Here is a 24,153-nt window from a genome sequence, read left to right on the forward strand (position 1 = left end):
CGCGCCCGGCCTCGATTTCCGGGGTCGGGCGCGGACATTCATCAGGAAGGAGGCGGATCGTGTCCGCTTCAGTTGTCGCCGGTTCGGCGAAGCATTCCGAGCAGGTGCTGCCGATGGCGATGCTGCTCGACGAGCTGCGGTCGCTGACCGATGCCGCTGGTCGCGCCGATCTGACGCGGCGACTGGCCGCGGCCCGCACCCGCATCACCGATCCGCGGGTGCGGATGGTGGTGACGGGTGAGTCGAAGAAGGGCATCAGTTCGCTGGTGAACGCCCTGGTGTCGGCGGATGTGTGCCCGGCGGGCACGGATTCGCCGGTGCCGGTGGTGATCGAGTACGGGGAGCCGGTGACCGGTCCGGCGGCGGCGCAACGGGATTCGTCCGTCCGGGAGGTGCGGGCGACGGCGGAGCTGCTGGCCGAGGGCCTGGTGCTGGTGGATGCGCCGGGGATCACGGGTGTGGACGCGCGGCGGATGGCGCGCACCCTGGCGCTGGTGGCGGAGGCGGACGCGGTGCTGTTCGTGTCGGATGCCAGTCAGGAGTTGACCGCGCCGCAGGTGCGGTTCCTGGAGCAGATCCACCAGCTCTGCCCGACGGTGGCCTGCGTGCTCAACAAGATCGACAGCTATCCGCACTGGGCCGACATCCAGCAGGCCGATCGCAAGCATCTCACCAATGCCGGTTTCGGTTTCGCGATCCTGCCGGTGTCGGCGGCCATGCATCGCACCGCGCATCGCCTGCGGGATCCGCAGCTCGAAACCGAGTCGGGGATACCGCAACTCGTCGATTTCGTGCGTGGCCACATCCTGTCCCGGACCGAGGCGCTGGCCCGCGAGACGGTGGTGCACGACGTGCGGGTGGTCTCCGATCATGTCTCGCTCGCGTTGGACACCGAGCTGGCGGCTCTTCAGGATCCGGTGCGCGGCGCCGAGCTGGTCGAGGACATCAAGGCGGCCCGGGCGGCCGCCGAGGCGTTGCGCAGGCGGACCGCCAACTGGCAGTACGTGCTCGGTGACGGCGTCACCGAGCTGAGTGTCGCGGTCGAGCACGATCTGCGAAATCGCCTGCGGGAGATCATCCGTGACTCCGACGAGCAGATCATGGCGGGTGATCCGGCCCGTCGCTGGAAGTCGTTCGCCGAGCAGTTGAACGACCGGGTGACGACCGCTGTCACCGAGAATTTCGTTCTGGCACAGCGTCTTTCGGACGATCTGGCCCGGAAGGTGGCGCTGCGCTTCGAGGAGGAGGGCCGACTCTCGGTGCCCGCGCTGCGGTTGCGCGCGGGCGCGGACATCGTGCGCCCGGTGGGTGACCTGGCGGCCCTGGACAGTCGCAAGGCGGGCATCCCGCAGCGGGTCATCACCAGCCTGCGCGGCTCCTACGGTGGCGTGCTGATGGTGGGCCTGGCGACCAGCCTGCTGGGTCTGGCGCTGCTCAACCCGTATTCGATCGGCGCGGGTGTCCTACTGGGCGCCAATACTTTTTGGGAGGACCGCAAGACCCTCAAGACGCGCCGCCAGGCCGAGGCCAAGCAGGCGGTCGCGCGGCTGATGGACGAGGTCGTCTTCCAGGTCAACAAGGAATCCAAGGAACAGTTGCGGGAAGTGCAGCGCACCCTGCGCGACCACTTCACCGACCTGGCCGAGGAGATGCTGCGCACGGTGAACGACGCCCTGATCGCGGCGCAGGAGGCGAGCAACACCCACGAGGGCCGCCGGGCCGCCCGGATCGAGGAGGTGCGGGCGCGGCTGGGGCAGCTGCGTCAATTGCGAGTGCGCGCGGCCGGGTTCGTCACCGAGGCCCAATCGTGAACGCCCGCAGCGAGATCGAGGTGGCGCGCTCGATGCTGCGGGCCGCGCGCGCCGAACTGGGCACCGATGCCCGGACCGCCGCCGAGCTGACCGCGTGCGAGCGCCGCCTGGACGAGCCGCTGCGGGTCGCGTTGGCGGGCACCCTGAAGGCCGGTAAGTCGACGCTGCTGAACGCGCTGGTGGGTGAGGAGATCGCGCCGACCGACGCCACCGAGTGCACCCGGATCGTCACCTGGTTCCAGCGGTCGGCCGCCCCGCGCATCACCCTCACCGCAGACGGGCAGCACCGCAATCTGCCGGTGCGGCGCCGCGACGGTCGCCTGCAACTGGATCTGGGTGGCGTGGCCGCGGACCGGGTGGAGCGGCTGGAGGTCGGCTGGCCGTCGTCGCTGCTGGGCGAGTACACGCTCGTCGATACGCCCGGCACCTCGTCGAATTCGGCGGATGTCTCCGAGCGCACGCTGCGGCTGCTGGCTCCCGAGGACGGTCGCTGCGAGGCGGACGCCGTCGTCTACCTGATGCGCCAGTTGCAGACCGCCGATATCGAACTGCTGCAACAGGTTCAGGAGCGGATGACGGCGGGCGCGGGCCCGCTGGGCATCCTGGGCGTGCTCTCGCGTGCCGACGAGGCCGAGGGCGGTCGCGGCGAATCGCTGGCCCCGGCCCGCCGGATGAGCGACATGCTCGCGCACGCACCGGAATTGCGCGGCCTGCACCAGGACTTCCTGCCGGTCTCGGGCCTGCTGGCGCTGCGCGGGCAGACCCTGCGTCAGCACGAGTTCACGGCGCTGCGCGCGCTGGCCGCACTGTCCCCGGACCAGCTGGACGCGGCGTTGATCTCGGTCGCGCGGTTCGTGGCACCGACCACGGATCTGCCGGTGGCGGTGGAGGAGCGCGCGCATCTGCTGGACGCGTTCGGCCCGTTCGGTATTCGGGTGGCGGTCGCGATGATCCGCGGTGGCATCCGGGACGCGCCCGCGCTGGCCGACGAGCTGCTGCGCCGCAGCGGTCTGGACGAACTGCGGGCCACCCTGAACGCCCGTTTCGGCGAGCGCAACGAACAGCTCAAGGCGCATTCGGCGTTGCAGACACTGCGCCGGATCCTGCTGCGGCACCGGGGTTCCGGCATCGAACGCCTGACGCATCGGGTCGATCGGCTGCTGGCCGACACCCACGCCTTCACCGAACTGCGCTATCTGGCGGCACTGCACGGGCTGCGGCTGGCGGCCAAGGACCGGGATCGCCTGGCCCGGCTGCTGGGTGGTCACGGCATCGCCGCGTCGCGGCGGCTGGGGCTGGCGCCGGACGCGGGGCGGGTCGCGCAGTTGGACGCGGCCCTGCACGCCATCGCGTATTGGCGTGCGCAGCTGGAGAATCCGCTGCTGGACGCGCCCACGGTCGCCGCCTGCCAGGCCGCGATCCGCAGCGCGGAGGCACTGGTGACGACCCTGGCGATGTCGTCGCGCGCCACGGGGGACACCCCGCGGCCCGGACTCGTTGCGCCACGGCCGATCCCGCAACCCCAGCCGATCCCGCAGCCACCGCGCAATCCCGCGATCCCGCAGCCGCCGCGCGGTCCGGCCCGGATCCCGCGCGTCGCGCAGGGTGCCGCGCGCGTGCTGCCGCCACCGGGCGCGGCCCGGGTGCTGCCGCCGCGCGGCCCCGCCTGAGCATCGGTACGACAACAAACGAACGGCCCCTCGTGATCTCGTCACGAGGGGCCGTTCACGTTGCCTTGGTCAGCGGGCGCTGTTGGCGAATTCCTTGTCCCGCTTGGCCGCTTCGCGGGCCAGCATCTTGTCGCGCTGCTCTTCGAACTTCACGACGTCCTTGCTGAGCTTCTCGAGGAAGAGGCCCAGGCGCTCACGGGTCTCCTCACCGCGGGCGGTGAAGTCGTCGCGTTCGAAGATGCGCCACTTCTTCAGCACCGGGTTCACCACTTCTTCGAGGTGCTGGCGCAGGTCGTAGATGCCGTGCTTGGCCATCATCACGCCGTTGCGACGGAAGTTGGGCATGCCCGCACCCGGCATCTGGAAGTTCTCCAGGATCAGGGTGATGGCGTCGAGGGCCTGGTCCGGCGAAAGGTCCAGGGCCGCAGCGCAGAGGTTGCGGTAGAAGATCATGTGCAGGTTCTCGTCGGCGGCGATGCGCTGCAGCATGCGGTCGGCGATCGGGTCGTCGCAGACGCGACCGGTGTTGCGGTGCGAGACGCGGGTCGCGAGTTCCTGGAAGGTCACGTACGCGACCGAGTGCAGGAATCCGGCGTCCGCCTCGGTGGGAGAGGCGAATCCGTTGGTCATGTGGATCATTCGCGCCTCTTCGAGGGCGACGGGGTCCACGCCGCGGGTGACCACGAGGTAGTCGCGCATCACGATGCCGTGGCGGTTCTCCTCGGCGGTCCAGCGGCCGACCCAGGTGCCCCAGGCGCCGTCCTGGGAGAAGTTCTCGGCGATCTCACGGTGGTAGGACGGCAGGTTGTCCTCGGTGAGCAGGTTGGTGATCATGGCGGCCTTGGCCAGTTCACTCAGCCGGGACTGGGACGGGTCCCAGTCGTCGCCACCCATGGCGGCGAAGTTACGACCTTCGTCCCACGGCACGTAGTCGTGCGGATGCCATTCCTTGGCCAGGGAGAAGTGGCGGTTGACGTTCTCCGCGGCAACCGGCTCCAACTCCGTCAGCAGCTCGAGTTGAGTCAGATCCTTTGCCATACATGTGCCCTTCGTGTCGTGCCTGGTGCTGTCGTACCCTCGCCGGCCTGCCGCCGCGCCCATACCTTACGTGACCGTAGGGTGATGTGAAACTCATCTGTGCGCCATTGCGGTCCGGGTGAGGGATGTCATAAGACCAACGGCCCACAGCGATGACTATCGCCATGGGCCGCAGTTCGTTAGCCGCGCACCGAGATCCGGTGCACCATTACTTCTTCCCGAGCAATCCGCCCAGCACATTGCCGAGTACGTTGCCGGCGTTCTGGCCCATGGCCTTGCCGAGAATGTCGCCGAGACCGCCGCTGCCGCCCTGGCCTCCGGTGGCCCCACCCAACAGGCTACCGAGAATGTCGCCGATACCGCCGCCGCCGCCGGATTGTGCCGCCGCGCCGCCGCTTCCGCCGCCGAGGGCCTTCTTGCCCAGGTAGGCCAGCACGATCGGGGCGAGCATGGGCAGCAGTTTGCCCATCAGATCCTGGCTGATATTGCTGCCGCCGACGTTGCCGAGCGCGCTGATCACCGTGTTCTTCTCAGCGCCGAAGGTCTGATCGACGATCTGGCTGCCGTTGTCGGTGTTGACCTGATTCATGTCGACGCCGCCGTCGAGCAGGGCGTGCGGCTGGTTGGCGACTTCGTTCTCCAGGTTCAATCCGGTCTCGGGGTTGCCGGCCTGTGCCTGGAATCCGCCGAGTAGGACCGGGACGGCCGCGCTGATCGCCGTCTTCGCGGTGGCCTCGTCGACGCCGAGCTTCTCGGCGATCTGTGCGACGGGGACATTGGAGAGCAGGTCATCGAAGGAAGTCATGAACTCCGCCTGTGATGGTGGTTCCCGGGAAAAGCTCTGCTCAGGTCACGGTAGGTGAAATCCGGACAGATTGCCACAGATTCGCGGATGTGGCGAGGGGCCCGGCGGTATGGTTCCGGGCCCCTGCGCAGACGTGTGCCCCCACCAGGGCTCGAACCTGGGACCTGCGGATTAAAAGTCCGTAGCTCTACCAACTGAGCTATAGGGGCGTGCGGGATGTGAGTGTAATAGGCCGGGGGCGCAACTGTTAAATGAGTATCCGATTGTGCTCGGGGAGCACAGGTTTGCGCAGGTCATGCTGGGCGCTCGGCGCGTTGTGGGACGTGGGTGAGCGCCGTAGCGCCGGGGGTGACGCGGGTGCGGGTGGGCGCTGCGCGGTCGTGTGGCGCGGTCGTGGGGCGGATATCCGGTGGGGCAGATATGGGGCAGATGCGGGGCGGGCTCGGGGCAAATACCGGTGGGTTCGGGGTGCTTCGGTGGTGACGCGGCGTGCCGTTGGGGTGACCGGTCGTGCCGATCGGTGTGGCTCCGGGCGTTGCGCACTTGCGATGGGGGGACGATGTGGCGCTGTGAGGGTGCGGACCGGTCGGTGCGTCACCGCGAGGTTGGGGGCTCCGGAAATTTTCCGGGGTCGGGTGGGGGTCCACGCGGAGAGTGGGTGTGGCGGGGCGGATATGGGGATCCGTCACGCCCGCGGGATGTCGTTGTCGTCGCGGCCGGAGCGACCGCCACCGTCACGCTCGGGTAAGCAGGCGCTGACTGCCGGTTGCGCGGGGTCCGGCAATCGCGTTGCCACTCAATTTGTTTGGTTGCCCGGGCATGCGAATATCATCCAATGGTGATGTGTGGCAATCTATTTGGAACAGGGGGCGGGGATCGGCCGGAATCGGCGCCGGGGTGCGGGCGTTCGGCCGATGGTGATGCGGTGTCGTCGTGGACGCCGCGACCGGGCTGTTGCGAATGGCCGAACATCGGTGGGATATGGGCGAATTCGTCGATTAGAGACGATCATCCATTGAGTAGCTGGGAAATTGCGGTTTCTCATAGGAGGCGTACTGGCTAACTGACTCTCCGGTACACATCACGCTGGGTGCGCCTTGCGGGTACGGTGACCGACTGGTGAATTCCCGAAGAACCGGGATTGCCCCGGTGACACGGGATTCGGCTTATCGTTGAAGTTGCCCGAAAGGGTCGCGACCGGTCAGGCCGATCGTGGCTCCAACAGATGAAGCTGCGGGGAGGCGGACCAGACGACCTGATCGCCCGGGTGCGCACCCCCTGCGGTGCACCCGGGCGGGAAAAACTATACCAGTTGGTGTGTTTCAAGTTTTTCGCGCTTTTTCGTACCAAAAGATTGGTATTTCGGGCGAAAGCCCGCTTTTAGGTATTTGAAAGACACGTAACTTTGCGTCGGGGCCGCGCGTTCGGTCAGCGACGGTAGCTAGCTTCGGAGGCGTTTCGAGCATGGCACGGCAACAAGAGCGGGCCCGCCGGACACGCGCGGCGATCATCAGGTCCGCCGCCGTTGAGTTCGGGAAGAGCGGCTATGCCGCTGCATCACTCAACCGCATATTGGAAGGTTCCCGGGCGACCAAGGGAGCCATGTACTTTCACTTCGATTCCAAGGAGGATCTGGCCCGAGCGGTACTGGAGGCGGCGGTCGACCGCTACCGGGCATCGACCGAAAGATGGCTGGCCCGAACGGATCTCGGTCCGCTCGACGTGCTGCACGGGATGATCGACGAGATCGCCCTGCGCCTGGAGAACGACATCATCATCCAGGCCGAGTTCCGGCTCATCATCGAACCGGAGTTCTATCGCGACATCCAGGCCGGCGGCGGCCGCATCCTGGGTAAGGCCATCCGCTCGCTCACGGTGCGCGCGACCGAGCACAAGCAATTACGCCCGGACGCCGATCCGGACCGCTTCACCCGCACCTTGGCGGCGGCGCTGGCAGGCCAGCGCTACATCGCCGATGTGCTGGCGGGTCCGGTGGATCTGCGCTCCCGGTTCGCCGAAGCCCTCGAGGTGATCGTGGAAGGTGCCGCGACCCCCGAGTGGGCCGAGGAGTTCCGCCGCGTGGGCTGGCGCGTCTCCGCCCGGCTGGAAGATCTCAATTTGGGACTCTGACCAGCAGATTTGGGAATAAGGCGGAGCCTGTCATAAGCTATCTCCGCTCCCAACGGAAGCCGTTGCAAGCAAACGGTCCAGAGAAATCTGGCGGGCCCCCTTCGTCTAGCGGCCTAGGACGCCGCCCTTTCAAGGCGGTAGCGCGGGTTCGAATCCCGTAGGGGGTACAACGATGGCAGTACGCATCGTTGTAGGAGCAAGAGCAAGGCCCTGTGGCGCAGTTGGTTAGCGCGCCGCCCTGTCACGGCGGAGGTCGCGGGTTCGAGTCCCGTCAGGGTCGCAAGACACACATCTTGCGACGCGAGAAGTGCAACAAAGCTCGGCATTCGAATCGGGTGCCTACGGCCAGGTAGCTCAGTTGGTACGAGCGTCCGCCTGAAAAGCGGAAGGTCGCCGGTTCAATCCCGGCTCTGGCCACCAGTTTCGAGAAGACCCCACCTTCGGGTGGGGTCTTCTTGCGTTGGCGGGTCTTCTTCGCGTGTTCTCACCTCTCCCTTTGATCTTGGTGGAATCCTGGAGTCATGGCTGAGGACAACCAGTGGTACTACTGCATCTCGCATCACAAGGCCGAGCAGGGGAAGAGCTGTTGGGTGGGGGATCGGATGGGGCCGTATCCCGATAAAGCGACAGCGGAGCGCGCGTTGGATATTGTGCGAGAACGGAATCGGCGCGCTGATGAGGATGACGACTGATCCGGAGGTTGCGGGGGGACACGCGCCCGGTCGGTGCGCTCACTGAGCGCTCAGGCGGACCAGGTACGGTTTCCGGAGCCTAGACAACGATCGAGCGGGAGGGCGACCCTTGAAGGTGACCGTGGTGGTGCCGACCTACAACGAGCGGGAGAACCTGCCCGTGGCGGTGGAGCGGCTGACCGCGCTACCGGTGGCCGACCTGCATGTGCTGGTGGTGGACGACAATTCACCCGACGGCACCGGCGAGGTGGCCGACAAGCTGGCCGCCGACCTGCCGAACCAGGTGAGCGTGCTGCACCGGACGGAGAAGGACGGCCTCGGCCGCGCCTACATCGCCGGTATCACCCGGGCGCTGGACGAGGGCGCGGACGTGGTGATCCAGATGGACGCCGACCTCTCGCATCCGGCCGAGGTCATTCCCGCCATGCTGGAGAAGCTGGAGACCACCGACGCGGGTGTGGTGCTCGGATCCCGTTACGTCCCCGGCGGTTCCACCGCCGCGGAGTGGAAGTGGTACCGCAAGGCGCTGTCGGCCTGGGCCAACTTCTACGTCAACACCATCCTGCGGCTGAGCGTCAAGGACGCCACTGCGGGATTCAAGGCGTGGAAGGCGGACACGCTGCGCGCCATCGACGTGGCCTCCATCAAGTCGAACGGCTACTCGTTCCAGGTGGAGATGAACTACCGGACGGTCAAGAAGGGCTTCACGATCGCCGAGGTGCCGATCCGCTTCGAGGAGCGCACCAAGGGCGCGTCCAAGATGAGCCTCAAGGTGCAGCTGGAATCGGCCGCGATGCCGTGGAAGCTCCTGTTCGGCCGTCAGGTCTAACCGACTCTCGAACTCTCGTGCTCCGACCCCGCGGGTCGCGGGCACAGTGGGATCAATTTGGGCTGTGCCGTGCCGGATGACGGTGCTGCTCAGTCGGGTTCGGGCCAGTGCAGCAGGGTGTCGGTGAACAGCTGCCGGACCTGCTCCACCTCGGCGTCCATGGCGGCCGGATTCCAGCCGCCGACCTCGATGGGGTCCAGTACCGCCACGTCGACGACGCCTTTGCGCACGATTGCCGAATTGCGCCACGCGATTTCACCGGCATTGCGGATCACCACCGGGATCACCGGGACGCCCGCCTGGATCGCGATGTGGAAGGCCCCCTTCTTGAACGGGCCCAGTCGCGGGGTCAGCGAGCGGGTGCCCTCGGGGGCGATCACCACCGACAGTCCGCCGCGCAGGGTTTCGACCACCGGTTGCAGGGCGGCCTTGGCGGCCACCGTGTTCGAGCGGTCGATGAACGTCACCTCTACGAATCGCATGAGCGGCCCGAAGATCGGATTCTTGGTGACCTCGCGCTTGGCGACACCGGTGAATCCGGTGCCCAGCACCTCGGCGAGCACCACGATGTCGAACTGGCTCTGGTGATTGAAGATGAACACCGCCGGGCGCGGGGCCCGGGTGTGCTCGGCGCCGGACACCCGCACCTTCACCCGGGAGCCGAGCAGGGTGGTGTCCGCGGCGTAGGTCATCATCGAATCCGCCATCTGGCGGCGCTGTTTGGTGTGCGCCTTGGCCGCGACCCCGATCAGCGCTCCGGTCAGCAGACCGGTGAGTCCGGCGAAGGTGCGCGCGTAGTCGGTGGCGCGGGGTGCGGCGCGCGGCCGGAAACGCAGGACCGGCCAGGCCCTTTCGGCGGCTTCGAGGACCACGCGCGGGTCCGGGTTGACCGCCACCGGGTGGCCGACCGTCGCCAGCAGCGGTAGATCGGGTGCGCTGTCGGCGTAGGCCCAGCTGTGCGACAGGTCCAGGTCGTTGGCGATGGCGAAGCGTCGGACCGCGTCGGCCTTCCCGTTGCGCCACAGCGGCTTTCCGTCGACGTGCCCGGTGAGGACCCCGTCCTGCACCGCCATGGCGGTGCACAGCACGTGCGGAATGCCGAGTTCGCGCGCCACCGGCTCCACCTGATAGCGGGTCACCGAGCTGACCAGCACCAGCGTGTGCCCGGCCGCCTCGTGCTCGCGCACCAGCCGCCACGCCTCCGGGTACAGGTGCCCGTACACGGTGCGCCGGAACAGCTGTTCGCCCAGCTCTTCCAGCTGGGATTCGCGGACTCCGGCCCAGCTGTACATGGCGGTCTGCAGGAACTGCTCGTATTCGCCCTCGCTGCGCGCGCCTCGAATACTGCCCAGCAGTGAGGCATTGAGCGCGTTCTCGGTGCTGCTGCGGCGCACCGCGCGGTAGATGAGCGGGGGCGGGTTGAAGCCGTGCACCACGGTGCCGCCGAAATCGAAGACCGCGGCGATCCGCGGCCCTCGCGGACCGGACCGCACCGCTTCGACGGCCGTATCGAGATCCATTGCGCCGATGGCCTGCTGGGTGATGCCGACCCAGGACCGGTGTGTCACAGCGCTTCCAGCCGGTTGGACGGGTCGAGGGTGGCGGCGCGGGAGATGCGGCCGCTGATGGCCCGCAGTTCGTCGGCGAAGCGGCTGCGGCGGGCGGCCAGGTCGGCGGGATCGTCGGCGGGGGTGAGCAGGTTGTGGTTGTCGGCGAGTTTGAGTGCGCTGCCGAACAATTCCGACGACACCGATTCGGGACTGTGCAGCCGCTGCTGCAACAGCATCTGCCTGCCGACCTGCAGGCACTCGTCGACGAACATCTTCTTGTCGACGGGCAGCACCGGATCGCGGGCGGCCAGGCGTTCGGCCACCACGAGTTGTGCGTCGAAGAAGGAGCGCAGCACCCGGTGCGCCATCATGAATCCGGAGTCGGCCAGCCGCGCCAGCACGTCCGCGCCGACGGTGCCCGCCGCGGTGCGCTGATGCCAATCCTGGTCCACCAGCAGCATTTCCGCGGTCAGCTGACTGGTGAACTCGGCGCGCTCGGGGAAGAAGAATTCGAACTTGAGCAGGTCGCGCAGGCGGTAGGCGGCCTCCCAGCCGACCCGCAGCTGATCGCCCTCCGGCGCTTCCACGGCCGAGAGGATGGCCAGTTCGAGGATGGCGCGGTTGACGAACCAGTGCACGGAGCTGTTGCGGTAGAACGCCGCCTCCAGGTGCGCGCCCGCGTTGATGGCGTACACCGCCTCCAGGCCGCCGCGGTACACGGTCACCACCTTGGCGATGGCCAGCTGTTCGAGCACCACCGCCAGGCCGTGATCGTCACGCAGCGTGGCGATCTCGCCGTGCGGCAGGCCGCGGTGCTCGATGTAGCCGAGCACCGGGGCGATGGCGGTGCGCAGTTCGGCGCGGGTGAGGGCGCGCTCGTGCACGCCCAGCAGCACCAGGGTGGTGAGCGAGTTGACGGTGATCGGGGTGACGTCGTTGATGCCGACGGCGACCTCGAAGGCCAGCCGCTGCACGGCCCGGTGTTCGCGTTCGAGGGTGTCCTCGACGGCGGGCAGCACCGGCGCGGTGAGCGGATCCCCGTGCACGGCAAGGCGATCGCGCGCCGAGAGCGGGGTGCCGAAGCGCACGTAGACGTGTCCTGCCGAATGCTGCTGGTTGCGAACGTATCTGGCCAGCCAGGGCAGGCCCTCGGCCTGCTTGCTGCCGCCGGTCTGCTCGTCGGCGATGGCCCCGATCTCGTTGAGCCGCTCGTAGGTGATGGACACCGGTACCAACATCACGTCGTCGATGCGCTTCGAACGCAGCGCCGCCGCAAGGTAATTCAGCAGTCCGTAGCGGGGCGGGCGGAGCTTGCCGGTGCGGGTGCGGCCGCCCTCGAAGTACCACTCCAGGTTGAAGCGTTTGGCCAGCAGGTAGGCGAAGTACTCCTCGACGACGGCTTTGTACACCTCGTCGTCGCCGAAACTGCGGCGGATGAACACGGTTCCGGTGCGGCGCGCGATCGGGCCGATCGGCCAGAACTTGAGGTTCGCGCCGCCGACCACGTGGTTGGGCGGGAAGTCGCTGCGCGCCAGGATGTCTCCCAGCACGAAGGCGTCCACGTAGGAGCGGTGCGAGGGCAGGAAGACCAGCGGGTAGCGCCGGTTGAGGGTACGCAGCCGGTCCAGGCCGGAGGCCTCGGTGTCGACGTTCCAGGTGGAGGCGTGCACCGGGCGCATGGCCTGGGTGAACAGGTCGGAGACCAGACGGCTCTGGGCCGCGACCAGCTCGCGCAGGCCCTTTTCCGCGCGCCGGTACACCTCGCGGGAGGAAGCCCCGGACTCCTCGGCGATGGCGTCGAGGCGGCGCAGGAACTCCGGCGAGTCGAGGATCTCCTCGACCACCAGTCGCGGCACCTTGTACCGGTCGCCGATCACCGCGCGCTCGGCGCGTTCGAGCGCCACGATGCCCGCGCGCACGATGGCGCGGCCGAAAGCCTCGGGGACACCGGCACTCGCGGGGTTGTTGGCGCGCAGCTCGCTGAGCCGGGCCGGCTGCCCGGCCAGGATCAGGTGGCGGTCGGGGGACTTGCTGAGCAGTCGGCGCTGCATGATCCGGTGCGGCTTGCGCGGGTTGGTCAGTGAGATCAGATCGCTGAAGGTGGTGCGGCGCACGCCGTCTCGTTCCGGCGGCAGCCACAGCACCCGCACGGGAACCACCAGCGGGTCGTCGCCACGGCCGACCAGGCGGGTGGTGACCGCGCCGGGATCGAGGTCGAGTTGGGTGACCGGTGCGGTGGTGCCGAACTCCTGCGCGATGCCGCCCTCGGCGAGCCAGTGGCCGACCAGTTCGCGTTCCACCTGCGAGGTGGCGTCGACGAGCGCGACCACCGAATGCGGTGCGGTGAGGGCGGCCTCGGGAAGCCGACTGTCGTGATCGAGCATGTTCGTTCCCTCCGCGCGTGGAGCCGCCGTAACCCATTGAAGCCGAATCGGGCGTTCCGGGTGGCAGGTCCAGCAATTCGCGGGCTTGGCCCGGGGTGTTGGCGGGGTTCGACAGGTCCGGCGACGGGGCGGCCGTGACGGAAGTCGCCCAGCGGGACTCCCGCTTAATGGAAAGGTAATGCTAACCTCACTCCACAAGTTAGGTAAGCATAACCTTGGAGGTCTGGTGTCGGTCGCGGACGAACGGGTACGGCCCGAGGGCGAGCAGCGTTGGGGTGAGTACGTCACCGATCCGGTCGCAGCGGTCACCGCACTCGCGGCAGCCGATCGATTCGGCGAATACGTGGTGTACGAACGTCCCGGCGAATGGGTGTTCGCCGCCGACCCGCTCGGCGGCATCGAACTCGACGCGGGCGAACTGCGGGTCAGCTGGGCGGGCCGCACCACCGTCGGACCGTGGACCGGCAGCCCCGCGCAGGCCGTGGACCAGGCCCTGGCCGGACTGCCGCTGGAGGGCCGAAACGCCTTCGGCTGGATCGGATTCGAATTCTGCGCCTGGTCGCTGGCGGCGACCGCGCACGTGCACCCCCGGGCCACCCTCGCCAACCTGATGATCCCGCGCATCGAGGTGCGCATCGACGCCGCCGGGGTTCGGGTCAGCGGCGCGACGCCCGCCGAGACCGGCGATATCCACGCGCTGCTGGCCACTTCCCAGAATCAGCCACTGCCGCAGGCACATCCGGTCGACGTGACCGTCGATCCCACCGGATACCAGGACCGGGTCGCCACCGGCGTCGCGGAGATCCGCAGCGGGCGCTATCAGAAGGTGATCCTGTCGCGGAAGGTGGAACTGCCCTTCGCGGTGAACATTCCGGCCACGTACCGGCTGGGTCGCGCGCACAACACCCCCGCCCGCTCGTTCCTACTGCGCCTGGGCGGGCTCGAGGCCGCCGGGTTCAGTCCGGAACTGGTGGCCGCCGTGGACCGCGACCGCGTCGTCACCACCGAGCCGCTGGCCGGCACCCGCGCCTTCGGTCGCGGCGCGGAGATCGACTCGGCCGCCCGAGACGAACTCGTCCGGGACCCGAAAGAGATCGTGGAGCACGCGATCTCGGTGCAGACCTCGTTCGCCGAGATCGCCGCCGTCGCCGAACCCGACACCACGGCCGTCTCCGATTTCATGGCCGTGCGCGAACGCGGCAGCGTCCAGCATCTGGCTTCCACGGTGCGGGGCCGCCTGGCCGCCGACCGCAGCCCGTGGGACGCGCTCGAGAAGCTGTTCCCGTCGGTGACCGCCTCCGGCATTCCCAAGGCCGAGGGCGTCGACGCCGTGTTCCGCCTCGACCACGATGCGCGCGGGCTGTACTCCGGTGCGGTGGTGACGGTTTCGCCGGACGGCGAACTGGAGGCGACCCTGGTGCTGCGCGCCGTCTACCAGACCGGCGCGGGCGCGTGGCTGCGCGCGGGCGCGGGCGTGGTGGGGCAGTCGCGGCCCGAGCGTGAATTCGAGGAGACCTGCGAGAAGCTCGGCAGCGTCGCGCCGTACGTGGTGCGCGCGGAGGAACTCGCGTCCTGAACCGTGTGAGGCCGCCGCAGCCTGGCGGCCTGACAACCTGCGGGCCGCAAGGATTTCCATCCGGGCCCGCCTTCCCGGGGCCGACGGTCGCGAGCTGTCTCGCGGCCGTCGGCGACCACCGGGTCAGATCGTGAAATCGACGCCGGTCAACCGCTCGGACAGCTCCCAGAGCTGCCGGGCGGTTTTCTCGTCGTGGGAGGCGGCGGTGGACGACACCCGCGTGGGGTTACCTCGCCAGTTGAACCAGTCCGGGCCGTAGTACGCACCGGGTTCGGCGTCGGCGGTGGCGGCGAACAGGGTTGGCAGCGCGCCCATTTCGGCGCTCTGCGCGATCAGGCGATTGCCGAGGCCGACGATCTGCTCGAGGATGTTCTCGGTCTTGGAGCTGATCTCGGTGGCCGCGTAGCCGGGATGCGCGGCCACCGCCAGCTTGTCGGACCCGGCCAGTTCCAGCCGCCGCTGCAACTCGTAGGTGAACAGCAGCAGGGCCAGTTTGGATTGCGCGTACGCGCCGAACCGCGAGTAGGCGCGGCGCTCCCAGTTCAGATCCTCCAGATCGATGCGGCCGATGAAGTGCGTGATGCTGGAGGTGTTCACCACCCGCTCCGAAATCCGGTCCAGCAGTAGACCGGTCAGCGCGAAGTGGCCGAGATAGTTGGTGCCGATCTGGCTTTCGAAACCGTCGACGGTGGCGCTCTTGGGCACCGCCATCACGCCCGCGTTGTTGATCAGCACGTCGGCGCGCTCGACGGTGTCGGCGAACGCGCGCACCGAGGCCAGATCCGCCAGGTCGAGGGCCCGCACCTGGGCGTTGCCGCCCATGGTCTTGGCGACCGCCTGACCCTTGATCTGGTTGCGGCAGGCCATGATCACCTGCGCGCCCGCGGCGGTGAGTGCCCGGGCGGTGGCCTCGCCCAGCCCGCTGGTCGCCCCGGTCACGATGTAGATCCGCCCCTGCTGGTCAGGGATATCCGCTGTATTCCACCCGCCCATAGATGAACCCTATGACGCGACACCGATCTCCGCCCGCTGAACCACGGTGAGCAACTCCACACCGTTATCCGACCCGGTCACCGGTGGCCGATTCGCGGCGACGCGGTGACGGATCCGGGCCGGTGCGATGGCGGACCCGCACAGGTCCCGGTCGATCAGCGGGCGGCCGCCAGCGCCTTCTTGTCGATCTTGCCGACGGCGGTCACCGGCAGGATGTCGGTGCGGCGCAGGACATCCGGGAGTTTGTAGGTGGCCAGGCCCCGGGCGGTGAGGAAGGACTTCAGTTCGGCCAGGGTGGGCGCTTCGCCGTCGGTGACCAGCACGACACAGACCTTCTCGCCGAGCGCGGGGTCGGGGAGGCCGACGGCGGCCGCGTGCCGCACCACCGGGTGGGCGAGCAGATGCTCCTCGAGTTCGTCGCAGGAGATGTTCTCGCCGCCACGATTGATCACATCCTTGATGCGGCCCGACACGATCAGGTGGCCGCTGGGCAGCTGCCGGACCAGGTCGCCACTGCGGTAGAAGCCGTCCGGGGTGAAGGCGCGCGAATTGTGTTCCGGGGCACGGTAGTAGCCGCGCAGCGTGTAGGGGCCGCGGGTGAGCAGCTCGCCCTCCTCGCCCGGGGCGACGTCGCGGCCGTGCTCGTCGACCACCCGCACCTCGTCGGCGGGGGACAGGGGACGGCCCTGCGTGGTGCAGACCAGATCGTCGGAATCCTCGGCGCGGGTGTAGTTGAGCAGGCCCTCGGCCATGCCGAACACCTGCTGCACGCGCACGTTCAGCGCGGGACCCACCTCACGGGCATTCACCTCCGCCAGCTTCGCGCCGCCGACCTGCAGCAGCCGCAGCGAGGACAGGTCGGCCTCCTCCCATTCGACTGCGGCACACCACAGTTGCGCCAGCGGCGGCACCACGGCGGTGACGGTCACGCCGTACCGCTCGATGGTCGCGAAAACGCTCTCCGGGCTGGGATCGGTGACGAAGACCATGGAGCCGCCGGTGGCGACCGTGCCCAGGATGCCGGGGCAGGCCAGCGGGAAGTTGTGCGCGACAGGCAGAGTCGCCAGGTAGACATCCTGCGGGCCCAGTTCGCACACCTCGGCGCTGGCGGTGGCGTTGTAGGTGTAGTCGTCGTGGGTGCGGGCGATCAGCTTGGGCAGACCGGTGGTGCCGCCCGACACCAGCATCAGGGCGATATCGGAGGCGTCGATCTCCGGCAGCGAATCACCTTCGGCGGGAACCGAATCCAGCGCGGTGTGGTGGCCAGGATCGCCGTGCACGAGCACGTGCCGCAGGGTGGGCACGGCGGCGGCGACCTCGTCCGCCAGTGCGCGATAGTCGAATTCGCCGTCCCGCTCCGAGACCAGGTAGGCGACCGCGCCGGAAAGCCGTGCCAGATGCTCGATCTCGGCCCGGCGGTGTGCGGGCAGGGTCAGCACCGGGATGATCCCGGCCCGCAGCAGGCCGAACAGGACCGGTACGAACACGGGCGTATTGCGCAGCTGCACCACCACGCGGTCGCCGGTGCGAATGCCCAGGGACAGCAACCCGTGCGCCATCCGATCCGCCGCCGCGTCGAGCTCCGCGTAGGTGATCGCCGGACCGCTTGCGCCCGAGGCCGATTCGCCGGAGCCGAGCCACGCGGGCCGCGCTGCCGCCGGGTCCGGGTGCAGGGCGGGTGCGGTGGGGGTGGCGCGGGCGGCGGCACGCAGTAGCTCGCCGAGCGGGCGGCCGGTCCAGTACCCGGCCTGCCGGTACCGCTGCGCGAGGTCGGCGGGGAAGGGGACGAAGCCGTCGCGGTGGTCCGGGGCGGCGGGGTCGATCGATGTCACGGCGCTGACCTTCGCGAGTCGGGGATCCTTTAGGTTAGGCAACCCTATCTCACTGGGTGGTCGTGTGGGGTGGCGGTCGAAGACGGCGATACCCGCGTCCTCGGCGGAACGCGGGTATCGGTGGGTGCGCGCGGAAGTCAGCTCGCGGCGGGCAGCACGCAGCCGCCCTTCAGGATTCCCAGATCGTGCAGCAGCTGATAGCAGGACGGGTCGTCGGGGAGCGCGCCGTGGAAGCCCTCCAGGAAGAAGGTCGCGACCAGGTTGATCACCAGGACCACGCCGAGGAAGCCCAGCGCCAGCGTGCCGAGCGCCCGATGTGGCCGGGCCGGAATCGATTCCGCCGCCGTCGCGTACGAAAACGACAGCACCACACCGATTGTCGTGACGGCCGCCACGAACAGCACCAGCGCCCACACGTACAGGTGCAGGCCCAGGACCGCGCCGCCGTAACCCTTGTCGCCCGGCAGGATGTGCAGCATGGTCTGCCGCCACGCGGTGAAGCCGCCGCCGAAGCAGGCCACCACCGCCAGGCCCCAGCCGACCATGTAGTCGCGCCGGACCAGCGTCCCGGTCATGCCCTTGCGCACGATGTACGCCCCGCCCAGCGCGGCCAGCGCCATGAAGTAGCGCTGCAGCATGCACAGTGGGCACGGGTAGTCCCAGGTGCCGAATTGCACGCCGAGCCCGCCGCAGATCACGCCCGTCCAGCCGATCACGAAGATGACCGCCAGCCAGTACTGCAGCTGACCGAGAACGCCACCGCCGCTTGTGGTTCCGGTGGGTTCCGTGGTGCCGGTGACGGTCACCATGTCAGCCCCAAGCCGAGGCCGCTGGTGATGTGATACTTCAGCAGTCCCGCGCAGAGCAGCAGCACGATCCACCAGGCCGCCAGGACCGAGCGGCGGGAGCCCTGCTTCCAGATCAGGATCAGGACCCCTAGCAAACCCGCGAGTATCAGCGTGTCCATGGTCGCGGACGCTACCTGTTTGCGCAGGTGGAACCGCTTCAATCGGGACCGGACACGCCGCGCCGATGAACGCTGGTCCCGCATCGGCAAACTCGTGGTCACCCAGCGGTTCCGGGCGAGACCCGGCGGTCGCGCCCCCGCGCCCCTAGACTCGACACCGTGAGCGGCTGGGACATCTCCGACATCCCCGATCAGACGGGTCGCACGATCATCGTGACCGGTGCCAACAGCGGGCTGGGCGCGGTCACCGCGCGGGCGCTGGCGGGCGCGGGCGCACGGGTGATCATGGCCTGCCGCAACGAACTCAAGGGGCGCTCGGTCGCCGATGAGATCGGGCCCAACGCACAGGTGCGCCGCCTCGATCTCGCCGACCTCGCCTCGGTGCGCGAATTCGCCGACTCCATCGACGGCGCGGACGTGCTGATCAACAATGCGGGCGTGATGGCGGTGCCGCTGCGCCGCACCGCCGACGGCTTCGAATCACAGGTCGGTACAAACCATCTCGGCCACTTCGCGCTGACCGGCTTGCTGCTGGACAAGATTCGCGATCGGGTGGTCACGCTGTCGAGCGGCATGCACGCCCTCGGCAAGATCGACCTCGAGGATCTCAACTGGGAGCAGCGCTCCTATCAGCGCTGGCCCGCCTACGGGCAGTCCAAACTGGCCAACCTGATGTTCGCGCGCGAACTCCAGCGCCGCCTGACCGCGGCCGGATCCACCAAGCTGTCGGTCGCCGCGCACCCCGGCTACGCCGCCACCGACCTGCAGGGCCACACCGAGTCCTTCTACGACACCCTGATGGCGATCGGCAACCGGCTCTTCGCGCAGAGCGCCGAAATGGGTGCGCTGCCAAGCCTGTTCGCCGCCACCGCCGACGTCGAACCCGGCGGCTTCTACGGACCCACCGGACTGCGCGGCATGCGCGGCCACCCCGGACCCTCCACCTCCACCGCGGCCTCCAAGGACGAGGTCACCGCGCGGCGGCTGTGGGAACTGTCCGAGCAGCTGACCAAGGTCAGCTATCCGTTCGTGCGACGCTGACCGAGGGCGGGGGCCGTGAGCATTCCATTCGATCGCCGCGATCAGTTCGACAAGATCCAGCAGGGACTGCTGCCCGGCGAGCAGATCCTGGCCGTCTACGACGCCATCGGAGTGGGCACCGGATTCCTCGGGCTCACCGATCGGCGGGTCATCGTGCAGGACAACTCGTTCGTCGGCAAGAAGATCGCCATCACGAGCATTCCGTACGCGCGGATCTCCAGCGTCAGCATCCTGACCAACAAGTCCTTCGCCGGACAGTGGTTCTCCTCCGGGCACATCGCCATCAGCACCGGGCATCACACCTACGAGGTGGAGTTCCGCGGCGACGAGAAGACCCGCCACGTGCACGACGTGATCCTGCACTACATCGCCCGCTGAATCCCAGCCCTCGAGATTCGCTTCTCGAGCGCACGTGGCCCACGCCACACGCGCTTTTTCCGATCTCTGGTACAGTGCCGGGCATGCAGCGCGTGTATTTCTGGTTTAGCGAGCCGGCCCCGGGTGGGCCTGGCGGCGCCGACCTGCGCTGACAACTTCCACCCCGAGCCGGACGAATACAGACCGGCACCAAGGGGTTTCGCACCATCTCTCCCGCGGGTCGGACTGGGAACAGGAAACCCTCCGATGTCTACCGCCATCGATCTCGAACGCCACGCCGATCTCGACGATCAGCGCACGCTGAGCATCAGCCCGCTGAGTTCGCCGCGTGAGGTCCGTGCCGCGCACCCGATCGACGACAACCTCGCCAATATCGTGCGCGCCGGCCGCAAGGCCACCGTCGACGTGCTCAACGGCGACGACGACCGCCTGATGGTCATCGTCGGCCCGTGTTCGGTGCACGACCCCGAGGCCGCCATCGACTACGCGCGCCGCCTGGCCGCCAAGGCCGCCGAACTCGACGACCGCCTGCTCGTGGTGATGCGCGTCTACTTCGAGAAGCCGCGCACCACGCTGGGCTGGAAGGGTCTGATCAACGACCCGCACCTGGACGGCAGCTTCGACATCAACACCGGTCTCGACCTGGGCCGTCGCCTGCTGGTCGACATCACCGCGCTCGGCCTGCCGGTCGCCTGCGAGTTCCTCGACCCGATCACCCCGCAGTACATCGCCGACCTGGTCTCCTACGGCGCGATCGGCGCCCGCACCGCCGCCAGCCAGGTGCACCGTCAGCTGTCCTCGGCGCTGTCCATGCCGGTCGGCATCAAGAACGGCACCGACGGCGACGTGCAGGTCGCGGTCGACGGCGTGCGCGCCGCGGCCGCCAGCCACGTCTTCCCCGGCACCGACCTCGACGGTCGCTCGGCGCTGATCCGCACCGCGGGCAACCCGGACTGCCACGTCATCCTGCGCGGCGGCAGCAACGGCACCAACTTCGACGCCGCCTCCTGCTCGGAAGCCCTGCTGCGCCTGGAGAAGTCGGCGTTGCCGCAGCGCCTGGTCGTCGACGCCTCGCACGGCAACAGCAACAAGGACCACAACAAGCAGGTCGATGTCGTCACCGACATCGCCGACCGCATCGCGGGCGGCGAGGACACCGTGGTCGGCCTGATGATGGAGAGCTTCCTCGTCGCGGGCCGTCAGGACCTGACCCTCGGCCACCCCGAGCAGCTCACCTACGGCCAGTCCATCACCGACGCCTGCCTCGACTGGGAGGTCACCGCCACCCAGCTCGACCGCCTCGCCGACGCCGTCACCGCCCGCCGCGCTGCCCGCGGCTGACCCCCGGCCCGCACCCGGAACGCGTGAGTACCGCTCGCGCACCAGCGAGTACCGCTCGCGCGCACACAGTTCCGCGTGCACACTAGGTTCGGCGCACACCCAGTCCGGCGGGTGTGCGCCGAACTCATTTCCGAATCAGACCCAGCCGAATCAGACCCAGCCGAATCAGACCCAGCCGAATCAGACCCAGCCGAATCAGCGCTGGATCAGACGCCCTCGGGCCAATTCTCGCCCTGCACATCGGGATCGGTGTGCAGGCGGCTCGCCACCCAGATATCGCGGCGGGTGCCGCGCTGCACCCCGCCGCCGCGCAGCAGGCCCTCGTAGTGGAAACCCGCCCGCCTGGCCACCGCCGCCGAGCCGTGATTGCCGACGAAGGCCCGCCACTCCAGCCGCTGGAAACCCAGCACCTTCGGGTCCAGGCCGACCGTGCCGACCAGGCGCACCGCCCGGGTCATCAGCCCCGCGCCCCGGGCCGCGGACGACAACCAGAAACCGATCTCGGCGGTGTCGTCGTCCCGTCGGTGATAGAGCGGGCCGAGACCCGTCATGCCCACCACCGGACCGCCTTCGCTGCGGCGCAGCGCCCAGGTCGGACTGCGGGTGGCCCAGCCCGGACCGACCAGGTCGTAGATGAACTTCTCGGCGTCCGCGCGCTGATAGGGGACCGGCATGGTGGTCCAGGCGCCGATGGACGGCTCCTGGCACAGGGTGGTGATGTCGTCGATATCGGAGACGGTCGGCGGCGACAGCCAGACCGTGCCGTCGGTGAGGAATTCCGCGTCCATGCCGGTCATGCTGTCACGGAAACGGGTGCGGGCGCAGCGGGATTCCGGCCCGGTGCCCGAGGCGATACCGTCCGGCCGTAGCATGCTCGTGATGGTTGCCGCGCTCCTCGCCGATCTGTTCGAAACCCATCGGCCACACCTGTTCTCGGTGGCCTACCGGCTCACCGGCAGCGTCAGCGACGCCGAGGACGCGGTGCAGGAGAGCTGGTTACGGCTCGCGGTCGCCCGCCAGTACGAGATCGAGGACCTGCGCGCCTGGCTCACCACCGTGGTCAGCCGCATCTGCCTGGATCGGCTGCGCAGCGCCGCCGCGCGCCGCGAACAGTATGTGGGGCAATGGCTCCCGGAGCCGATCGTCACCAGCGCGACGCCCTCCAGCACACCCGATCCGCTCGCCGCGGTGGTGCGCAAGCAGGAGTTCCGCTTCGCGGCCCTCGTGGTGCTCGACACGCTCACCCCGCCACAGCGTGTCGCCTTCGTACTGCACGACGGCTTCGCGGTGCCGTTCGACGAGATCGCCGAGATCCTCGACATCTCCGCCGACGCCGCTCGGCAGCTGGCGGTGCGGGCCCGCAAGGCCGCGGCCGCCGCACCCGAACCCGTCACCGACGACACCCACCGGGCCGCCGTCGAGCGCCTGCTGGCCGCCCTGGCCGGTGGCGACGTGAACGCCGTTGTGGCCGCACTGCATCCGGGAATCCGCACCGTCGGCGACGCGGGCGGCACCGCCTCCACCGCGATCAATGTGGTTGCGGGCGTGGACAACAACACCCGCCTGTGGATGGGCCTGTGGAAGCGCTTCGGGCCCGCGGAGACCGAATCCGCCGGACGCGGACAGGAATTCGAGCCGGTCCTGGTCAACGGCCAGCTCGGCATCCTGTCGCACGAGTTCGCCTCCTACGACGGCCTGCCCGGCAGCCCGCAGCGCGTCTACGGTTTCACCGTGGTCGAGGGCCGCGTCTGGGGCATCTACGACCTGGTCAATCCATCCAAGCTGACCGGAATTCGCCTGCCGCACTGATCCGCAGGCCCCGGGCCCACCGGGGGTTCGCGGCGCCGCCCCTGCGGGGGTGCGCCCCGGTTTCCCCACTACGCTGCGGGGATGGCCACTATTCCGACCGTTGCCCGCCTGCAGCCCTTCGCCTCGACGATCTTCGCCGAGATGACCGAGCTCGCCGTGCGGCACGGCGCGGTCAATCTCGGCCAGGGCTTCCCCGACAGCGACGGACCCGCGGGCATGCTCGACGTGGCCCGGCAGGCCATCGCCGACGGCTTCAACCAGTACCCGCCCGGCCGCGGCGTGCCCGCGCTGCGGCAGGCCATCGCCACCGACCGGGCCCGCCGCTACGGCACCCACTACGACCCGGACAGCCAGATCCTGGTCACCGTCGGCGCCACCGAGGCCATCGCGGCCACCATCCTCGGACTGGTCGAACCCGGGCAGGACGTAGTGCTCATCGAGCCCTACTACGACTCCTACGCCGCCGCCATCGCACTGGCCGGAGCCCGCCGCCGCACCGCGCGCCTGGTCCCCGACGGCGACGGCTTCACCCTCGACCTGGACAGCCTGCGCGCCGCCATCACCCCGAATACCCGCATGCTGCTGGTGAATTCACCGCACAACCCGACCGGCGCGGTGCTCTCGCGCGCCGACCTCACCGCCATCGCCGACCTCGCCATCGAACACGACCTGTACGTGATGGCCGACGAGGCCTACGAGCATCTCGCCTTCGACGGGCACGAGCACATCAGCCTGTCCACCCTGCCCGGCATGTTCGACCGCACCATCGTGATCTCCAGTGCCGCCAAGACTTTCAGCGTCACCGGCTGGAAGATCGGCTGGGCCTGCGCCCCCGCGCCGCTGCTGGACGCCGTGCTCGCCGCCAAGCAGTTCCTCACCTTCGTCGGCGGCGGACCCTTCCAGCCCGCCGTCGCCTACGCGCTCGACAACGAGCAACAGTGGGTCGCCGCGCTGCGAGACACCCTGGCGGAGAAGCGCCTTCGCCTCTCGGCGGCACTGACCGAGGCCGGATTCGGTGTGAAGCGCAGCGACGGAACCTATTTCGTGTGCGCCGACATCACCCCGCTCGGCGCGACCGACGCCTACGACTTCTGCCGCGAACTCCCGGCCCGGCTCGGGGTGGCCGCCGTCCCCGTCAGCGTCTTCGCCGACGACAAGGCCTCCTGGAATCGTCTGGTCCGCTTCACCTTCTGCAAGAAGGAAGCGACCATCGCCGAGGGCGTGCGGCGGCTGCGCGCCGCCCACACCGCACCCGCCTCCAGCTAGGGCCGGGGTCCAGCGGGTGGAAATTGGCTCGCGACAGCGGT

General features: G+C 68.8%; 20 protein-coding genes and 4 tRNA genes. 14 read left to right on the forward strand and 10 right to left on the reverse strand.

Features of this window, described 5'->3' with window-relative positions; genetic code table 11:
• Positions 1-59 precede the first annotated feature (59 nt).
• Together OG300_RS35405 and OG300_RS35410 are read left to right on the forward strand one after the other, a co-directional pair.
• Complete coding sequence (locus tag OG300_RS35405; RefSeq protein ID WP_405488625.1) at positions 60-1,811, forward strand: dynamin family protein; 1,752 nt, start codon at positions 60-62, stop codon at positions 1,809-1,811.
• On the forward strand, positions 1,808-3,481 hold the full coding sequence (locus tag OG300_RS35410) for a dynamin family protein (protein WP_405488627.1): 1,674 nt from the start codon (positions 1,808-1,810) through the stop codon (positions 3,479-3,481). Before OG300_RS35405 ends, OG300_RS35410 begins: the two co-directional genes overlap by 4 nt.
• A 69-nt stretch (positions 3,482-3,550) precedes the next feature.
• On the opposite strand, the gene OG300_RS35415 is transcribed toward OG300_RS35410, so the two are convergent.
• From OG300_RS35415 to OG300_RS35425, 3 genes are all read right to left on the reverse strand, one after another.
• Positions 3,551-4,519 (reverse strand): acyl-ACP desaturase, encoded by a 969-nt coding sequence (locus OG300_RS35415; protein WP_405488629.1) that lies wholly within the window; start codon positions 4,517-4,519, stop codon positions 3,551-3,553.
• A gap of 208 nt (positions 4,520-4,727) precedes the next feature.
• The gene (locus tag OG300_RS35420) at positions 4,728-5,324 is read right to left on the reverse strand and encodes a DUF937 domain-containing protein (protein WP_405488631.1); all 597 of its coding nucleotides are present in this window, start codon (positions 5,322-5,324) and stop codon (positions 4,728-4,730) included.
• 136 nt (positions 5,325-5,460) lie between these two features.
• A tRNA-Lys gene (locus tag OG300_RS35425) sits at positions 5,461-5,533 on the reverse strand.
• A gap of 1,255 nt (positions 5,534-6,788) precedes the next feature.
• On the opposite strand from OG300_RS35425, the gene OG300_RS35430 reads away from it, so the two are divergent.
• The 6 genes from OG300_RS35430 to OG300_RS35455 all read left to right on the forward strand — a co-directional run bounded on the left by OG300_RS35430 (position 6,789) and on the right by OG300_RS35455 (position 8,975).
• Entirely contained in the window at positions 6,789-7,454 is a 666-nt protein-coding gene (locus tag OG300_RS35430; RefSeq protein WP_405488633.1) for a TetR family transcriptional regulator, read from the forward strand.
• Between the two features lie 94 nt (positions 7,455-7,548).
• Positions 7,549-7,621, forward strand: a tRNA-Glu gene (locus OG300_RS35435).
• A gap of 39 nt (positions 7,622-7,660) precedes the next feature.
• Positions 7,661-7,734 (forward strand) — tRNA-Asp (locus OG300_RS35440).
• 63 nt (positions 7,735-7,797) lie between these two features.
• Positions 7,798-7,874: transfer RNA gene (locus tag OG300_RS35445), tRNA-Phe, on the forward strand.
• Positions 7,875-7,975: 101 nt separating this feature from the next.
• Positions 7,976-8,146, forward strand: a complete 171-nt coding sequence (locus OG300_RS35450) for a hypothetical protein (RefSeq protein ID WP_405488635.1) — start codon at positions 7,976-7,978, stop codon at positions 8,144-8,146.
• Between the two features lie 127 nt (positions 8,147-8,273).
• A complete protein-coding gene (locus OG300_RS35455; protein WP_405498807.1) occupies positions 8,274-8,975 on the forward strand; it encodes a polyprenol monophosphomannose synthase in 702 nt (233 codons plus the stop codon).
• Positions 8,976-9,064: 89 nt separating this feature from the next.
• Here OG300_RS35455 and OG300_RS35460 read toward each other — a convergent pair whose 3' ends face one another.
• Together OG300_RS35460 and OG300_RS35465 are read right to left on the reverse strand one after the other, a co-directional pair.
• On the reverse strand, positions 9,065-10,543 hold the full coding sequence (locus OG300_RS35460) for an HAD-IB family hydrolase (RefSeq protein ID WP_405488637.1): 1,479 nt from the start codon (positions 10,541-10,543) through the stop codon (positions 9,065-9,067).
• A complete protein-coding gene (locus OG300_RS35465) occupies positions 10,540-12,909 on the reverse strand; it encodes a glycerol-3-phosphate 1-O-acyltransferase (RefSeq protein ID WP_405488639.1) in 2,370 nt (789 codons plus the stop codon). The genes OG300_RS35460 and OG300_RS35465 overlap by 4 nt, the downstream gene beginning before the upstream one ends.
• Before the next feature lie 226 nt (positions 12,910-13,135).
• Here OG300_RS35465 and OG300_RS35470 point away from each other — a divergent pair, with 226 nt between their 5' ends.
• The gene (locus tag OG300_RS35470) at positions 13,136-14,485 is read left to right on the forward strand and encodes a salicylate synthase (RefSeq protein ID WP_405488641.1); all 1,350 of its coding nucleotides are present in this window, start codon (positions 13,136-13,138) and stop codon (positions 14,483-14,485) included.
• 123 nt (positions 14,486-14,608) lie between these two features.
• On the opposite strand, the gene OG300_RS35475 is transcribed toward OG300_RS35470, so the two are convergent.
• The 4 genes from OG300_RS35475 to OG300_RS35490 form a co-directional block, all read right to left on the reverse strand.
• The gene (locus OG300_RS35475) at positions 14,609-15,478 is read right to left on the reverse strand and encodes an oxidoreductase (RefSeq protein ID WP_405488643.1); all 870 of its coding nucleotides are present in this window, start codon (positions 15,476-15,478) and stop codon (positions 14,609-14,611) included.
• A 155-nt stretch (positions 15,479-15,633) separates the two neighbouring features.
• A complete protein-coding gene (locus OG300_RS35480) occupies positions 15,634-17,301 on the reverse strand; it encodes a (2,3-dihydroxybenzoyl)adenylate synthase (RefSeq protein WP_405498808.1) in 1,668 nt (555 codons plus the stop codon).
• A 146-nt stretch (positions 17,302-17,447) separates the two neighbouring features.
• The gene (locus OG300_RS35485; RefSeq protein ID WP_405488645.1) at positions 17,448-18,119 is read right to left on the reverse strand and encodes a disulfide bond formation protein B; all 672 of its coding nucleotides are present in this window, start codon (positions 18,117-18,119) and stop codon (positions 17,448-17,450) included.
• Positions 18,113-18,277, reverse strand: coding sequence for a DUF5993 family protein (locus OG300_RS35490; RefSeq protein WP_405488647.1), 165 nt, complete (start codon positions 18,275-18,277; stop codon positions 18,113-18,115). The genes OG300_RS35485 and OG300_RS35490 overlap by 7 nt, the downstream gene beginning before the upstream one ends.
• Positions 18,278-18,436: 159 nt before the next feature.
• On the opposite strand from OG300_RS35490, the gene OG300_RS35495 reads away from it, so the two are divergent.
• The 3 genes from OG300_RS35495 to OG300_RS35505 all read left to right on the forward strand — a co-directional run bounded on the left by OG300_RS35495 (position 18,437) and on the right by OG300_RS35505 (position 21,037).
• Positions 18,437-19,318 (forward strand): oxidoreductase, encoded by an 882-nt coding sequence (locus tag OG300_RS35495; protein ID WP_405488649.1) that lies wholly within the window; start codon positions 18,437-18,439, stop codon positions 19,316-19,318.
• A gap of 15 nt (positions 19,319-19,333) precedes the next feature.
• Positions 19,334-19,696 carry a PH domain-containing protein gene (locus tag OG300_RS35500; protein WP_405488651.1) on the forward strand — a complete coding sequence of 121 codons (363 nt, stop codon included), beginning with the start codon at positions 19,334-19,336 and terminating at the stop codon, positions 19,694-19,696.
• 246 nt (positions 19,697-19,942) lie between these two features.
• The gene (locus OG300_RS35505) at positions 19,943-21,037 is read left to right on the forward strand and encodes a 3-deoxy-7-phosphoheptulonate synthase (protein ID WP_405488653.1); all 1,095 of its coding nucleotides are present in this window, start codon (positions 19,943-19,945) and stop codon (positions 21,035-21,037) included.
• Between the two features lie 206 nt (positions 21,038-21,243).
• Here the strand turns inward: OG300_RS35505 and OG300_RS35510 are convergent, their stop codons facing one another.
• Complete coding sequence (locus OG300_RS35510) at positions 21,244-21,834, reverse strand: GNAT family N-acetyltransferase (RefSeq protein ID WP_405498809.1); 591 nt, start codon at positions 21,832-21,834, stop codon at positions 21,244-21,246.
• A gap of 82 nt (positions 21,835-21,916) precedes the next feature.
• Here OG300_RS35510 and sigJ point away from each other — a divergent pair, with 82 nt between their 5' ends.
• On the forward strand, positions 21,917-22,846 hold the full coding sequence (sigJ, locus tag OG300_RS35515; RefSeq protein WP_405488655.1) for an RNA polymerase sigma factor SigJ: 930 nt from the start codon (positions 21,917-21,919) through the stop codon (positions 22,844-22,846).
• Positions 22,847-22,927: 81 nt separating this feature from the next.
• Complete coding sequence (locus tag OG300_RS35520) at positions 22,928-24,112, forward strand: pyridoxal phosphate-dependent aminotransferase (RefSeq protein ID WP_405488657.1); 1,185 nt, start codon at positions 22,928-22,930, stop codon at positions 24,110-24,112.
• Positions 24,113-24,153: the final 41 nt, after the last annotated feature.

It is taken from the genome of Nocardia sp. NBC_00511 (genome assembly GCF_045161165.1).
Lineage (GTDB): Bacteria > Actinomycetota > Actinomycetes > Mycobacteriales > Mycobacteriaceae > Nocardia.

Bases quoted from the DNA above. Each gene is read 5' to 3' on its own strand.
- OG300_RS35415 (WP_405488629.1), bottom strand. From the start codon at position 4,519: ATGGCAAAGGATCTGACTCAACTCGAGCTGCTGACGGAGTTGGAGCCG.
- OG300_RS35420 (WP_405488631.1), bottom strand. From the start codon at position 5,324: ATGACTTCCTTCGATGACCTGCTCTCCAATGTCCCCGTCGCACAGATC.
- OG300_RS35430 (WP_405488633.1), top strand. From the start codon at position 6,789: ATGGCACGGCAACAAGAGCGGGCCCGCCGGACACGCGCGGCGATCATC.
- OG300_RS35450 (WP_405488635.1), top strand. From the start codon at position 7,976: ATGGCTGAGGACAACCAGTGGTACTACTGCATCTCGCATCACAAGGCC.
- OG300_RS35465 (WP_405488639.1), bottom strand. From the start codon at position 12,909: ATGCTCGATCACGACAGTCGGCTTCCCGAGGCCGCCCTCACCGCACCG.
- OG300_RS35475 (WP_405488643.1), bottom strand. From the start codon at position 15,478: ATGGGCGGGTGGAATACAGCGGATATCCCTGACCAGCAGGGGCGGATC.
- OG300_RS35485 (WP_405488645.1), bottom strand. From the start codon at position 18,119: ATGGTGACCGTCACCGGCACCACGGAACCCACCGGAACCACAAGCGGC.
- OG300_RS35490 (WP_405488647.1), bottom strand. From the start codon at position 18,277: ATGGACACGCTGATACTCGCGGGTTTGCTAGGGGTCCTGATCCTGATC.
- OG300_RS35505 (WP_405488653.1), top strand. From the start codon at position 19,943: ATGTCTACCGCCATCGATCTCGAACGCCACGCCGATCTCGACGATCAG.
- OG300_RS35510 (WP_405498809.1), bottom strand. From the start codon at position 21,834: ATGACCGGCATGGACGCGGAATTCCTCACCGACGGCACGGTCTGGCTG.
- sigJ (WP_405488655.1), top strand. From the start codon at position 21,917: ATGGTTGCCGCGCTCCTCGCCGATCTGTTCGAAACCCATCGGCCACAC.
- OG300_RS35520 (WP_405488657.1), top strand. From the start codon at position 22,928: ATGGCCACTATTCCGACCGTTGCCCGCCTGCAGCCCTTCGCCTCGACG.